Source organism: Streptomyces mirabilis, assembly GCF_039503195.1.
GTDB lineage: Bacteria > Actinomycetota > Actinomycetes > Streptomycetales > Streptomycetaceae > Streptomyces > Streptomyces mirabilis_D.
Genome location: NZ_JBCJKP010000001.1, coordinates 3,094,882 through 3,108,050, shown reverse-complemented (window position 1 = coordinate 3,108,050; position 13,169 = coordinate 3,094,882). Strand labels below are relative to the sequence as shown.

Here is a 13,169-nt window from a genome sequence, read left to right as displayed (position 1 = left end):
CATCGGACCCCGTAGGCTCGTCCTTCGTGAGTACGCGCACGGCACAGGCAGTCCGGAACGGGCACAGGGGCGATGTGGTGTGCTCGGTGCGCGCGCTGACCAAGACCTACCCGGCGGTCCGCGGACGCCGTGGCAGCCCCGGTACGCCCGAGGTGCGGGCCACCGACGGGGTACGGCTGGACATCCGGCGTGGCGAGATCTTCGGCCTGCTCGGGCCGAACGGCGCCGGGAAGTCCACCCTCGTACGCCAGCTGACCGGGCTCATGCGCCCCGACAGCGGCAGTGTCGAGATCCTCGGACACGACATCGTGCGTCACCCCGAGCGGGCGGCGCGCATCCTCGCCTACCTCGGACAGGAGTCCACCGCCCTCGACGAGCTGACCGTGTCGCTGGCCGCCGAGACGACCGGGCGGCTGCGCGGGCTCGAACTGCGCGAGGCGCGGGCCGAGCGGGACGCCGTGCTCGACGAGCTGGGCCTCACCCCGATCGCCTCCCGCCCCCTGAAGAAGCTGTCCGGCGGACAGCGGCGGCTGGCCTGCTTCGCAGCCGCTCTGGTCGGGCGGCGGCCGCTGCTCGTCCTCGACGAGCCGACCACCGGCATGGACCCCGTGGCCCGGCGGGCCGTGTGGTCCGCCGTCGACCGGCGCCGGGCCGAGCACGGCGCCACCGTGCTGCTGGTCACCCACAACGTCATCGAGGCCGAGACCGTCCTCGACCGGGTCGCCGTCCTCGACCGGGGCCGCGTCATCGCCTGCGACACGCCGGCCGGGCTGAAGGAGCGGGTCGCGGGAGAGGTGCGGGTCGAACTCGTCTGGCGCGAGAGCGCCCCGCTGGACGTGCCCGAGGTCGCCGCGCTGCGCGCCCGGGCCGTCGAGTCGGGCCGCCGCTGGACCCTGCGGCTCGCCCCGGAGGAGGCCCGCGCGGCCGTCGCCACGGTCACCGGAGGCGCCGCGTTCGCCGCGCTCGACGACTTCACGCTGGCCACGCCGAGCCTGGAGGACGTGTACCTCGCGCTCGGCGGCAATGCGCAGGGGTTGGTGAAGGCGTGAGCGCGCGGGGTCTGGAATCCGTAGGGGAGTCTGTACGGACAGGGGAGTCTGTACGCACGGGGAGGGGCGTCGTGGGTGGGGGAAGCGGCGTGGGAATCGGCGTCGGAAACAGGAACAGGACGGCTGCCGGAGTGAAGAGGAGCAGCTCGACGTGAGTGTCGTACCCGCTGAGGCGCTGCCGGGCAGTGCGCTGTCCGTGGCCGAGGACGCCGGTGACGCCGCCGAACTCGGGCCGCGGGCGCGGCTGTGGCCCTCCCTCGCCGCCATGTACCGGGCCCAGATCTCCCGCGCGCGCGTGGCGCGGATTCCGCTGCTGTTCGTGGCCACGGTCCAGTCCGTCGGCATCATGGTCATGATGCGTGGCGTGGTGGACGGCGGGGGCGAGGCCCGGTCCATCGTGGCCGGGGCGTCGGTCCTGGTCGTCGCCTTCGTCGGGCTCAACCTGCTGGCCCAGTACTTCGGACAGCTGCGGGCCGGCGGCGGGCTCGACCACTACGCGACCCTGCCGGTGCCGCCGGCCGCCGTCGTGCTCGGTGCCGCGGGCGCGTACGCCTCCTTCACCGTGCCCGGGACCGTGGTCACCGCCGTCGTCGGCTGTGTCCTCTTCGGGTTGCCGATGGCGCATCTGTGGGTGCTCGTCGCGGTGATCCCGCTCGCGGGCGCCGCGCTCGCCGGGCTCGGGGCGGCGCTCGGACTGCTTGCGCCTCGGCCCGAACTCGCCACGCTGCTCGGACAGTTGGGGATGTCGGCGGCGCTGTTGCTCGGAGTGCTGCCGGCGGACCGGCTGCCTACGGTGGTGCAGTACGGCCGTGATCTGCTGCCCTCCACCTACGGCGTCGAGGCCTTCGCGCGGAGCTTCGGGGCGCACCCCGACTGGGCCTTCGTCGTCGGTGACCTCGCCGTCTGCGCGGGTGTCGGGGTGGCCTCGCTGGCGGTGGCGACCTGGGCGTACCGCCGGGCGGCCGTCCGGTGACGCGGCTGACAGCCGGGCCTGGCACGATGTCAGTGTGACCGCACCGCTGACTCCGCCTCCGCCGCCGCATCAACCGCCCTCCGACGACGCCCACGTCTGGCAGGCTCCGCCCGCCGGGGGTGTCGCGGGGACCGTCGGGTACGAACAGGACGGGCCCGGGATGAAGATCGAAGTGCGGGACGCCGCCGTCGTCACGGTGGCGATGGTGCTCGCGGGCGTGCTGCTCGGTGTGCTGTGGTGGTGGCTGGCGCCGCATGTGCCGCTGATCGCGGACGACAGCGCGGTGTATCTGAAGGACACCGAGGGTGAGCAGGCCATCGGGGTCGACGGGACGTTCACGCTGCTCGCGCTGGCGTTCGGTGCGGTCAGTGCGGTGGTGGTGTTTCTGGTGCGGCGGCGTGGGGGTGTGCCGCTCGTTGTCGCGCTGGCGGTGGGGGGTCTGCTCGGGTCGCTGCTCGCCTGGCGGATCGGGATCTGGCTCGGGCCGACGCAGAACGTGGTCGCCCATGCCAAGCAAGTGGGCAAGGGGGTGACGTTCTCCGCGCCGTTGAAGCTCGGGGCGAAGGGGGCGTTGCTGGCGTGGTCCCTGGCGGGGCTGGTGGTTCATCTCGGCCTGACCGCGTTGTTCGGTCCCCGGGACCCGGATCCCTACGCGAGCCCGTACGGGGCTCCGAACCCACCGCAGCCTCCGACGGCCTGAACGGGGGGCACGGGCCGCCTTTCCTCGCCCCCGCCGCCCCTGCCCTCCCCCAAGCTCTCGGCTTCGCTCGAGCAGGGGGACCCGCATCATCCTCAGGGGCTCCGCCCCCTCACCCCCGCCCGGGGCACTGCGCCCCCTGGGCCCCCGCATCGGCCCGAACGGCCTCGTCCTCACACGCCGGACGGGCTGAAGATGCGGGGCGGACCGGAGATGCGGGGCGGAGCCCCGCCCTGGGGGCGGGGGAACTGCGCGCTCAGCCCCCACCGGCCGTCAGCCCAGCGACTCCAGGGGGCCGGGCGCGTGGGTCATGGAGGTCGGTGGCCGTGGTTCGAGCGGCCCTTCTTCGTGCGCCACTTGCGTTTGCGGGTTCGTTTCGACATGCCTCTCGTGCTTAACGCACGACGACGCATCCGTCGAGGGTTCACGCACGGGCGACCGGCGCGGACACCGCTTCCGTGAGGTGCGCCAGGTCGTCGGGGGCGAGCTCCACCTCAAGGCCCCGGCGGCCGGCCGAGACGCAGATCGTGGCGTGGTGGTGGGCCGAGGCGTCCAGGACCGTACGGAGTCTCTTGCGCTGGCCCAGGGGGGAGATGCCGCCGCGGACGTAGCCCGTGGTGCGCTCGGCGGCCGCCGGGTCGGCCATGGCGGCGCGCTTGCCGCCCACCGCCGTGGCCAGGGCCTTCAGGTCCAGGGAGCCCGCGACGGGGACCACGGCGACCACGAGGGAGCCGTCCACGTCCGCGACCAGGGTCTTGAAGACGCGGTCCGGGGAGACACCCATCGCCTCGGCGGCCTCCTCGCCGTAGGAGGGGTGCGCGGGGTCGTGCTCGTAGGCGTGGACCGTGTACGCGACACCCGCCGCCGTCAGGGCCACCGTCGCGGGCGTGCCCCCGGACTGCTGCTGCTTCTTCGACTTCTTCGCCAAGGTGTCGGGGCCTTCAGTTGAGACTTGTCGGGTTGCGCGTCAGTTCCGCCGCCGGCAACGACGGCAGATTACGGATGATGGCGGTCTCGGCGCGCAGGAGTTTCAGCTCTTCGTGCAGGCGGGTGGCCGTGTCGGGAGCCTGGAGCAGCTTCTGTTTGGCGGGGATGTCGAGCATCACGGCGGCCGCCACCAGGTAGGAGACCACCGCCGGGTCGTCCGGCAGGTCCGCGCCGGTGGACAGCGAGCGTTCGCGGGCGCCCGCCAGCCGCTTCTGGTACTGGCGGAAGGCCCGCAGGACGCCCTCGGCGAGCGCGCCGGCCTCCTCGCCGGGTTCCTCCGGAAGTTCCTCCAGTTCGGCCGTCAGGAACGCGCCGGAGGCGTCCACCGACAGGAGCCGTACCCGCGTGGTGCCGGTGGCCAGTACCTCGAAACTGCCGTCGGCGCGCTCCCGGATGGTGGCCGCGTCCGCGACGCAGCCCACCTCGTGGAAGGCCTTGAGCGGGTCGTCGCCGAACCCGGCCGCGGGACCGCGCTGCGGCAGCGCCGTCTGGTCCGGCATGCCGGGTGCGGTGTGCGCGACCTCGTGGCCGTCGCGGATGGCGACGACGGCGAACCGGCGCGGTTCGTCCTCGGGGGTCTTCAGCAGTTCGCGCATCATGGCGCGATAGCGCTCCTCGAAAATGTTCAGGGGAAGCACGAGACCCGGGAACAGTACCGAGTTCAGGGGGAAGAGCGGGAGCCGGACGGTGGTCACGACGCGAAAGCCTAATGGTCGCCGGAGCGGGCACGTCCGCCGTGCTCACTCCGTGGATGGAGGGGGATGATCGAGGCGACCTCCAGGCGGACTCCGTCGCGCAGTTCCAGGAACTGGCCCAGCGGGTCGTCGGAGACCCGGTCCCAGGGGAACGAGGTCGCGTACGGGCCGATCAGACGGAGCTGGTCCAGGGCGTCCTGCCAGCGCTCCAGCCTGATCAGGACGTAGGTGAGGAGGTTGCGCACCTCCGCCGGCCACGGGTCGGCGGGCGCGTAGGCCGCCGAGACCGCGATCGCGAGGTCGGCCGCCTCGTCGAGCCGCTCGCGCGAGATGACGGCCCGGCCGCCCTCGGTCAGATAGGCGAAGGCCGCGCGCACCGGAAGCGCCTGTACGAGTGAGCCGGGCAGCGCGTCCTGCGCGGCCCGCTCGGCGAAGTCGAAGCACTCGCGGTGCGAGCCGTACCAGGCGGCCGACAGGTACTTCAGGGCGGCCACATGGCAGCCGTAGTGGTGCGGGGAGCGGCGTACGGCCTCGGTCCACAGCTTCTCGAACTCGGTGTGCCCGGCGTTGGTGCCACGGGCGTGGTCGAGCGCGATCCGCCAGGGCACCGGGTCGCGCGGGTCGCCCTCGGCGGCGGCGCCGATCAGCGGGCCGACCTCGCGCAGCAGCTCGGCGCGGGCGGGCGACTCCCACCAGCGGCGCACCGCGAGCTCGGCCTTGACCAGGAGCGCGTCCGGGTCGTGCGGGGACTCGCTCTGCCAGGTCTGGAGCCATTCGTCGCGGGTGCGCGCGAAGACGGCGAGGCGCCGCGCGTACCGGTCGCGGTTCTCCCACTCGGCGGCCTCGCGGGTGGCGGCGAGCAGTTTGGCGGCGATGTCGTACTCACCGCGGGCCGCCGCGACGAGGGCAGGGGCCAGCCGTTCGTCCGGGGCGTCCAGCAGGACCTCGTCGTCGGCGGGCAGTCCGGCGGCGAGGCGCGAAGTGTTCTTGACCATCCGGGCCGTACGGATGAACGCGCGCAGCAGTGCCATGGTGTCGACCATTGAAAGACGCAGGTCGGAGCTGTACCAGAGGGTGGGCGGTGACACTTTCGTAACCCTCGTTTGGTTGTATGTCAGATGGTCAAGGATGAGTAAAAAGTGACTGTTGTTCTACTATTGAACACCTGTCAACAGCATGGCCGGATGCCTCCCCATCAGGCCTCGCCGGGCCGCTCAGCTGCGGCGCAGCAGCCGCGTCGCCCCCGCCGCCACCGTCGTCGCCAGGATCCAGCCCAGGAGGATCACCACCGCGGCCAGCCACTGCCAGGCGCCGCGCAGCTGCCAGACGCCCACCTGGCCGAGGTCGATCACCGGCAGCAGCAGGTCGAGGGCGAACAGTGCGGCGTTCCACGGCGGATGCCCGCCGTTCGCCGGAGTGTGGGTCGCGTGCGAGAAGGCGATCGAGGACGCCGCCCAGAGCACCGCCATCCACAGCGCGGCCCGGCCGGGCCGGTACCCGTAGGCGACCGTCCAGTCCTGCGCGTACCCCCACAGCTTGGCCGCGAGCGGCAGGGTCTCGCGGCGGCGGCGCTGCTTGGCGAGCAGCACCTCGCGCGCGTCCTCGTCCTCCCCGGAGTCGCGCAGCACGGTGGCCAGCCGCTCGTACGGCTCCGGGCTGTACTCCGCGGTCGCCGCCGCCACCCATTCCAGGCGCCGGGTCAGCGGGAAGCCGCCCTGCGGTACGAGGTTCTCGTAGCTGAAGCCCCCCATGTGGAGGTTGCCCGGGCCCGGCCAGCTGTCGGCCCGGTCGACGAGATTGACGATCCGCGCGCCCGACAGGACCACCTTGCCCCGCTCGGGACGCTCCCCGAGGAAGCGCAGCTCGGGCGTCTGCACCCGCAGCAGGGACAGTTCCTGGTCGTCGTCGAAGGTGAAACGGGCCCGCTCGAAGTCGAGGGCGTCCCCGAACCGTCCGTCGTCGAGGCGGATCCCGCCATGACACTCGAAACGCTGCACCAGCGTCCCGCGCGCCGGGGTGGTGCCGCTGGTCAGCAGGGGATTGCCGAGGCCCGCGGGGGTCATGTACAGCGTGCGGTTGACGGTCAGCTGGGGGGCGTTCAGGGCCAGCCGCGAGTACGGGTTGTTCAGCTTGCTGCCGCGCAGGCTGAGCGAGACGCCGACGGTGGCGCCGCGCAGGCTCAGCTCGCCGTGCGACTCCAGCATCTCGGCCTGCAGATCCTGCCCCACGGTCATGCCGTCGCCGGTGAGCGAGCGGCCGCGGCGGTCCCGGTAGACCACGGCCTGGTTGAGCAGCAGATCCGTACCGATGTGCGCGTCGGTCAGCCGCACCCCGTTGTGGAAGCGGCAGCGGGGCAGATGCAGATCGCCCTCGGTGTGCACCCGGGCCGCCTCCAGGCGCGGCATCGAGCAGTTGACCAGACGTACGGTCGTGAAGTGCGCCTCCGGCAGCAGGATCTCCTTCTCGAACCGGCAGCCCTTCAGCTCGACGTACGGCACCACCGTGCCGCCCGCGAGGTCGAGGACGTCCGTGATCTGCACGCCGGTCAGCTTCAGGGAGGCGACCCGGCCCTGGAGGGCGGGCGGCCCGTCGAGCAGCAGCCATGCCACGATCCGGGCCCGGACACTGCGCTCGGGCCCCCAGGGATGGCCGCCGTGCGGATCGTCCACGGTCATGTCCCCGCTGCGCAGGTCGTACACGCTGCCGTTGCGGAAGGCCTGCCACATCCCGGCCTCGGCGGCGGTCAGCTCGTCCGGCAGGTCCCCACCGCGGACGCCGGCACCCTCGGTCACGTCACGTCCCTCCCTCCCCAGCTACTCGCGGGTTTCGTACAGCCGTTCATGCCCGCTGTGTGACGGGCCGAACGCTATTGGTGACGGGGATCTCCAGGGGGAGCCTGGGACGGCTTGTATCAGCCATTGATACAGGCGTCCGGCGCCTTATCGCCGTCTGAGAGAATTGGGACCGTGATCTCCCGAATCGATCTGCGCGGCGACGCCCTCCCCGAGGGCTCCGCCCTGCGCGACCTGCTGCCCCGAGCCGACTTCGACGTATCGGCCGCCCTGGAGAAGGTGCGTCCGATCTGCGAGGCCGTGCATCATCGTGGCGACGCGGCGCTGATCGACTACGCGGAGAAATTCGACGGGGTGCGGCTGGAATCCGTACGGGTTCCGGCTCAGGCCCTCACCGAGGCCCTGGAGCAGCTCGACCCGGCCGTGCGCGCGGCCCTGGAGGAGTCCATCCGCCGCGCCCGCCTGGTCCACCGCGAGCAGCGCCGCACCGCGCACACCACGCAGGTCGTGCCGGGCGGCTCGGTCACCGAGAAGTGGGTGCCGGTCGAGCGCGTCGGTCTGTACGCGCCCGGTGGACGTTCGGTCTACCCCTCGTCCGTGATCATGAACGCGGTTCCGGCACAGGAGGCCGGAGTCGCCTCCATGGCGCTCGCCTCCCCGCCGCAAAAAGAGTTCGGGGGGCTCCCGCACCCCACGATCCTCGCCGCCTGCTCCCTCCTCGGCATCGACGAGGTGTACGCGGTCGGCGGCGCCCAGGCCGTCGCGATGTTCGCGCACGGAACCGAGTCCTGCGCCCCGGCCGACATGGTCACCGGGCCCGGCAACATCTGGGTCGCCGCCGCCAAGCGCTACTTCACGGGCAAGATCGGCATCGACACCGAGGCCGGTCCCACCGAGATCGCGATCCTCGCGGACGAGACCGCCGACCCGGTGCACGTGGCCTCCGACCTGATCAGCCAGGCCGAGCACGACCCGCTCGCCGCCGCCGTCCTCGTCACGGACTCCGTCGAGCTGGCGGAGGCGGTCGAGAAGGAGCTGGAGCCACAGGTCGCGGCCACCAAGCACATCGAGGACCGGATCGTCCCCGCGCTGAGCGGCAGGCAGTCCGCGATCGTCCTCGTCGACGGCGTGGACGAAGGCCTGCGGGTCGTCGACGCGTACGGCGCCGAGCACCTGGAGATCCAGACGGCGGACGCTGCCGCCGTCGCCGACCGGGTCAAGAACGCGGGCGCGATCTTCGTCGGCGCCTGGGCGCCGGTGTCGCTGGGCGACTACTGCGCGGGCTCCAACCACGTGCTGCCCACCGGCGGCTGCGCCTGCCACTCCTCGGGGCTGAGCGTCCAGTCCTTCCTGCGCGGGATCCACATCGTGGACTACACGCGCGACGCCCTCGCCGAGGTGGCGCACCACGTGGTGACGCTCGCGGAGGCGGAGGACCTGCCGGCCCACGGGGCGGCGATCAAGGCTCGTTTCGGGTGGAAGGTTCCAGAGAGCAAGTGACCGGTATCGACGATCTTCCCGTACGGGACGAGCTGCGCGGCAAGTCCCCCTACGGCGCGCCCCAACTCGACGTGCCGGTAAGGCTGAACACCAACGAGAACCCGTACCCGCTGCCCGAAGCGCTCGTCGAGCGGATCGCCGAGCGGGTCCGCGAGGCCGCCCGCAACCTCAACCGCTACCCCGACCGCGACGCGGTGGAGCTCCGTACGGAGTTGGCCAAGTACCTGACGAGGACCGGCGGGCACCGGGTCGGCGTCGAGAACGTCTGGGCGGCCAACGGCTCGAACGAGGTCATCCAGCAGCTGCTGCAGACCTTCGGCGGACCCGGTCGTACGGCGATCGGTTTCGAGCCCTCGTACTCGATGCACGCGCTCATCGCACGCGGCACCGGCACGGCCTGGATCTCGGGTCCCCGCGGCGAGGACTTCACGATCGACCGGGCCGCCGCCGAGCGGGCCATCGCCGAGAGCCGCCCGGACGTCGTCTTCATCACCACCCCCAACAACCCCACGGGCAACGCGGTGCCGCGCGAGACGGTCCTCGCGCTGTACGAGGCCGCGCAGGCCGCCAGGCCGTCCATGGTCGTGGTCGACGAGGCGTACATCGAGTTCAGCCACGGCGACTCGCTGCTGCCGCTGATCGAAGGCCGGCCGAATCTCGTCGTGTCGCGGACGATGTCGAAGGCGTTCGGCGCGGCCGGACTGCGTCTCGGCTATCTCGCCGCGCATCCCGCGGTCGTCGACGCGGTCCAGCTCGTACGGCTGCCCTACCACCTGTCGGCCGTCGCGCAGGCCACCGCCCTGGCCGCCCTGGAGCACACCGACACGCTGCTCGGGTACGTCGAGCAGCTGAAGGCCGAGCGGGACCGCCTGGTCGCCGAACTGCGTGCGATGGGGTACGAGGTGACCGAGTCCGACGCGAACTTCGTCCAGTTCGGGCGGTTCGCGGACTCCCACGAGGCCTGGCAGAAGATCCTCGACCGGGGCGTCCTGGTCCGGGACAACGGCGTACCGGGATGGCTGCGGGTCTCCGCCGGCACCCCGGCCGAAAACGACGCGTTCCTGGACGCGGTCCGTGAGTTGAAGAAGGAGCAGAGCGCATGAGCCGCGTCGGAAGAGTGGAGCGGACGACCAAGGAGACGTCGGTCCTCGTCGAGATCGATCTCGACGGGTCCGGCAAGGTCGAGGTGTCGACGGGCGTCGGCTTCTACGACCACATGCTCGACCAGCTCGGCCGGCACGGTCTGTTCGACCTGACCGTGAAGACCGAGGGCGACCTGCACATCGACTCGCACCACACCATCGAGGACACCGCCCTCGCGCTCGGCGCCGCCTTCAAGCAGGCACTCGGCGACAAGGTGGGCATCTACCGCTTCGGCAACTGCACGGTCCCGCTGGACGAGTCCCTCGCCCAGGTGACCGTCGACCTGTCGGGCCGCCCGTACCTCGTGCACACCGAGCCCGAGAACATGGCGCCGATGATCGGCGAGTACGACACGACGATGACCCGGCACATCCTGGAGTCCTTCGTCGCCCAGGCGCAGATCGCACTGCACGTGCACGTGCCCTACGGGCGCAACGCGCACCACATCGTGGAGTGCCAGTTCAAGGCGCTCGCCAGGGCGCTGCGGTACGCCTCCGAGCGCGACCCCCGCGCCGCCGGCATCCTCCCCTCCACGAAGGGCGCGCTGTAAAGCCATGACAGGCCTCAACACCATCCTCATCGTCGTCGGGCTCTTCCTCCTGGGCGGTGTCTACTCCTTCGTCAAGCAGAAGATGCCCGCGAGTCTCATCGTGCTGCTCTCCATCGGCGCCGCGATGTGTCTGATCGCGGGCGTCATGAGGCTGGAGGTGTGGAATTGACCGCTCCTAAGAACGTCGTCGTCTTCGATTACGGCTTCGGGAACGTGCGTTCCGCCGAGCGTGCCCTCGCGCGGGCGGGCGCCGAGGTCGAGATAACGCGTGACTTCGACAAGGCCATGAACGCGGACGGGCTGCTGGTGCCCGGCGTCGGCGCCTTCGCCGCCTGCATGAAGGGCCTCAAGGACGCCCGCGGCGACTGGATCATCGGCCGCCGTCTGTCCGGCGGCCGCCCGGTGATGGGCATCTGCGTCGGTATGCAGATCCTCTTCGCGCGCGGCATCGAGCACGGCGTGGAGACCGAGGGCCTCGACGAGTGGCCCGGCACGGTCGAGCCGCTCCAGGCCGACATCGTGCCCCACATGGGCTGGAACACCGTCGAGGCCCCGGCCGGCTCCCGGCTCTTCGCGGGCCTCGACGCCGACGCGCGCTTCTACTTCGTGCACTCCTACGCCGTCCACGACTGGTCCCTGGAAGTGGGCAACCCGGCGCTGCGCGCCCCCCTGGTGACCTGGTCGACGCACGGCAAGCCGTTCGTGGCGGCCGTCGAGAACGGCCCCCTGTGGGCCACGCAGTTCCACCCCGAGAAGTCCGGCGACGCCGGAGCCCAGCTCCTCACCAACTGGATCGGAACACTGTGAGCAAGCTCGAACTCCTCCCCGCCGTCGACGTCCGCGACGGCCAGGCCGTCCGGCTCGTGCACGGCGAGTCCGGGACGGAAACTTCTTACGGCTCCCCCCTTGAGGCCGCCCTCGCCTGGCAGAGCTCGGGTGCCGAGTGGCTGCACCTCGTCGACCTGGACGCCGCGTTCGGCACCGGCGACAACCGCAAGCTGATCGCCGAGGTCGCCGGCGCCATGGACATCAAGGTCGAGCTGTCCGGCGGCATCCGCGACGACGACACGCTCGCCGCGGCCCTCGCCACCGGCTGCACCCGGGTCAACCTCGGCACCGCCGCCCTGGAGACCCCGGAGTGGGTCGCCAAGGTCATCGCCGAGCACGGCGACAAGATCGCGGTCGGTCTCGACGTACGCGGCACGACACTGCGCGGTCGCGGCTGGACCCGCGACGGCGGTGACCTCTACGAGACGCTGGAGCGCCTCAACGCCGAGGGCTGCGCCCGCTATGTCGTCACGGACATCGCCAAGGACGGCACGCTGCAGGGCCCGAACCTGGAGCTGCTGCGCAAGGTGTGCGCCGCGACGGACCGCCCGGTGGTCGCGTCGGGCGGGGTGTCCTCCCTGGACGACCTGCGCGCCATCGCCGAGCTCGTGCCGCTGGGCGTCGAGGGCTCCATCGTCGGCAAGGCCCTCTACGCCAAGGCGTTCACCCTGGAAGAGGCCTTGGAGGCGGTAGCCAAGTGAGCGACGTACGACGTGTCACGACCGGCGCGCCCTGGGAGGACGCCTTCGGCTACTCCCGCGCCGTGGAGCTGCCGAACGGCCTGGTGCTGGTCGCCGGCTGCACCTCCGTGATCGACGGAGCGATCGTCGACGGCGGCCCGTACGAACAGGCGGTCAACTCCTTCAACGCCGCGTTCGCCGCGTTGCAGCAGCTCGGCCTCGGCCGTGACGACGTCGTCCGTACGCGCATGTACATCACCCACGCCCGGGACGTGGAGGAGGTCGGACGCGCCCACAAGGAGCTGTTCGACGCCGTCCGTCCCGCCGCGTCCATGATCATCGTCTCCGGCTTCGTGGACTCGCGACTGGTCGTCGAGGTCGAGGTGGAGGCGTTCCGCTCCGGCGGAGAAGACGGAGTGTCCGCAGCATGACCCTTGCCGTACGAGTCATCCCCTGCCTGGACGTGGACAACGGCCGGGTCGTCAAGGGTGTCAACTTCCAGAACCTGCGTGACGCGGGCGACCCCGTCGAGATGGCCAAGGTGTACGACGCCGAGGGCGCCGACGAGCTGACGTTCCTGGACATCACCGCGTCCTCGGGCAACCGCGAGACCACGTACGACGTGGTGCGCCGCACGGCCGAGCAGGTCTTCATCCCGCTCACCGTGGGTGGCGGCGTACGCACCGCCGAGGACGTCGACAAGCTGCTGCGGGCGGGCGCCGACAAGGTCGGGGTCAACACGGCCGCGATCGCCCGGCCCGAGCTCATCCGGGAGATCGCGGAGCGGTTCGGACGCCAGGTGCTGGTGCTGTCGGTGGACGCCAGGCGCACTCCCGGGGGGTCCTTCGAGGTCACCACCCACGGCGGGCGCAAGGGCACCGGCATCGACGCGGTCGAGTGGGCGCACCAGGCCGCCGAGCTGGGCGCGGGCGAGATCCTGCTCAACTCGATGGACGCGGACGGCACGAAGGACGGCTACGACATCGAGATGATCGAGGCCGTCCGTAAGCACGTCACCGTGCCGCTCATCGCCAGCGGGGGCGCGGGCCGGCTCGCCGACTTCCCGCCCGCCATCGCCGCGGGCGCCGACGCCGTGCTCGCCGCGTCCGTCTTCCACTTCGGGGATCTGCGGATCGGCCAGGTGAAGGAGGCGTTGCGGGGGGCGGGGCGCCCCGTCCGCTGACGGCGGACGTCGGCGGTGCAGGCAGTGCGCCGAGCCCCGGTCACCGGGTGGCCGGGGCTCACTTGTGGGCAGATGCGAAAGATAAGTTGCGC

General features: G+C 71.6%; 15 protein-coding genes. 11 read left to right on the top strand and 4 right to left on the bottom strand.

Annotation, left to right across the window (positions count from 1 at the left end; genetic code table 11):
• Nucleotides 1-26 precede the first annotated feature (26 nt).
• The 3 genes from AAFF41_RS14740 to AAFF41_RS14730 all read left to right on the top strand — a co-directional run bounded on the left by AAFF41_RS14740 (nucleotide 27) and on the right by AAFF41_RS14730 (nucleotide 2,722).
• Nucleotides 27-1,049, top strand: coding sequence for an ABC transporter ATP-binding protein (locus tag AAFF41_RS14740; RefSeq protein ID WP_179858139.1), 1,023 nt, complete (start codon nucleotides 27-29; stop codon nucleotides 1,047-1,049).
• A gap of 151 nt (nucleotides 1,050-1,200) precedes the next feature.
• On the top strand, nucleotides 1,201-2,022 hold the full coding sequence (locus AAFF41_RS14735) for an ABC transporter permease (RefSeq protein ID WP_319748341.1): 822 nt from the start codon (nucleotides 1,201-1,203) through the stop codon (nucleotides 2,020-2,022).
• Nucleotides 2,023-2,056: 34 nt separating this feature from the next.
• Entirely contained in the window at nucleotides 2,057-2,722 is a 666-nt protein-coding gene (locus tag AAFF41_RS14730) for an AAA family ATPase (RefSeq protein ID WP_319748340.1), read from the top strand.
• 421 nt (nucleotides 2,723-3,143) lie between these two features.
• On the opposite strand, the gene ybaK is transcribed toward AAFF41_RS14730, so the two are convergent.
• From ybaK to AAFF41_RS14710, 4 genes are all read right to left on the bottom strand, one after another.
• A complete protein-coding gene (gene ybaK / locus AAFF41_RS14725; RefSeq protein ID WP_054231469.1) occupies nucleotides 3,144-3,647 on the bottom strand; it encodes a Cys-tRNA(Pro) deacylase in 504 nt (167 codons plus the stop codon).
• A gap of 13 nt (nucleotides 3,648-3,660) precedes the next feature.
• Nucleotides 3,661-4,401: an LON peptidase substrate-binding domain-containing protein gene (locus AAFF41_RS14720; protein ID WP_319748339.1), complete on the bottom strand. Its 741-nt coding sequence runs from the start codon at nucleotides 4,399-4,401 to the stop codon at nucleotides 3,661-3,663.
• An 11-nt stretch (nucleotides 4,402-4,412) separates the two neighbouring features.
• Nucleotides 4,413-5,444, bottom strand: a complete 1,032-nt coding sequence (locus AAFF41_RS14715) for a hypothetical protein (RefSeq protein ID WP_388411832.1) — start codon at nucleotides 5,442-5,444, stop codon at nucleotides 4,413-4,415.
• A gap of 171 nt (nucleotides 5,445-5,615) precedes the next feature.
• Nucleotides 5,616-7,193 carry an oxidoreductase gene (locus AAFF41_RS14710; protein WP_319748338.1) on the bottom strand — a complete coding sequence of 526 codons (1,578 nt, stop codon included), beginning with the start codon at nucleotides 7,191-7,193 and terminating at the stop codon, nucleotides 5,616-5,618.
• A gap of 174 nt (nucleotides 7,194-7,367) precedes the next feature.
• On the opposite strand from AAFF41_RS14710, the gene hisD reads away from it, so the two are divergent.
• Genes hisD through hisF form a run of 8 tightly spaced genes read left to right on the top strand, consistent with a single transcriptional unit; the run spans nucleotide 7,368 to nucleotide 13,077 of the window.
• A complete protein-coding gene (hisD, locus tag AAFF41_RS14705; RefSeq protein WP_319748337.1) occupies nucleotides 7,368-8,693 on the top strand; it encodes a histidinol dehydrogenase in 1,326 nt (441 codons plus the stop codon).
• Nucleotides 8,690-9,796 carry a histidinol-phosphate transaminase gene (locus tag AAFF41_RS14700; RefSeq protein ID WP_319748336.1) on the top strand — a complete coding sequence of 369 codons (1,107 nt, stop codon included), beginning with the start codon at nucleotides 8,690-8,692 and terminating at the stop codon, nucleotides 9,794-9,796. The genes hisD and AAFF41_RS14700 overlap by 4 nt, the downstream gene beginning before the upstream one ends.
• Nucleotides 9,793-10,386: an imidazoleglycerol-phosphate dehydratase HisB gene (gene hisB / locus AAFF41_RS14695; protein ID WP_054217455.1), complete on the top strand. Its 594-nt coding sequence runs from the start codon at nucleotides 9,793-9,795 to the stop codon at nucleotides 10,384-10,386. Before AAFF41_RS14700 ends, hisB begins: the two co-directional genes overlap by 4 nt.
• A 4-nt stretch (nucleotides 10,387-10,390) precedes the next feature.
• Complete coding sequence (locus tag AAFF41_RS14690) at nucleotides 10,391-10,555, top strand: hypothetical protein (protein WP_054231464.1); 165 nt, start codon at nucleotides 10,391-10,393, stop codon at nucleotides 10,553-10,555.
• On the top strand, nucleotides 10,546-11,193 hold the full coding sequence (gene hisH, locus AAFF41_RS14685; protein ID WP_319748335.1) for an imidazole glycerol phosphate synthase subunit HisH: 648 nt from the start codon (nucleotides 10,546-10,548) through the stop codon (nucleotides 11,191-11,193). Before AAFF41_RS14690 ends, hisH begins: the two co-directional genes overlap by 10 nt.
• Nucleotides 11,190-11,915, top strand: coding sequence for a bifunctional 1-(5-phosphoribosyl)-5-((5-phosphoribosylamino)methylideneamino)imidazole-4-carboxamide isomerase/phosphoribosylanthranilate isomerase PriA (gene priA / locus AAFF41_RS14680; RefSeq protein ID WP_075026365.1), 726 nt, complete (start codon nucleotides 11,190-11,192; stop codon nucleotides 11,913-11,915). Before hisH ends, priA begins: the two co-directional genes overlap by 4 nt.
• Entirely contained in the window at nucleotides 11,912-12,325 is a 414-nt protein-coding gene (locus AAFF41_RS14675) for a RidA family protein (RefSeq protein WP_319748334.1), read from the top strand. Before priA ends, AAFF41_RS14675 begins: the two co-directional genes overlap by 4 nt.
• Nucleotides 12,322-13,077, top strand: coding sequence for an imidazole glycerol phosphate synthase subunit HisF (gene hisF / locus AAFF41_RS14670; protein ID WP_319748333.1), 756 nt, complete (start codon nucleotides 12,322-12,324; stop codon nucleotides 13,075-13,077). The genes AAFF41_RS14675 and hisF overlap by 4 nt, the downstream gene beginning before the upstream one ends.
• Nucleotides 13,078-13,169: the final 92 nt, after the last annotated feature.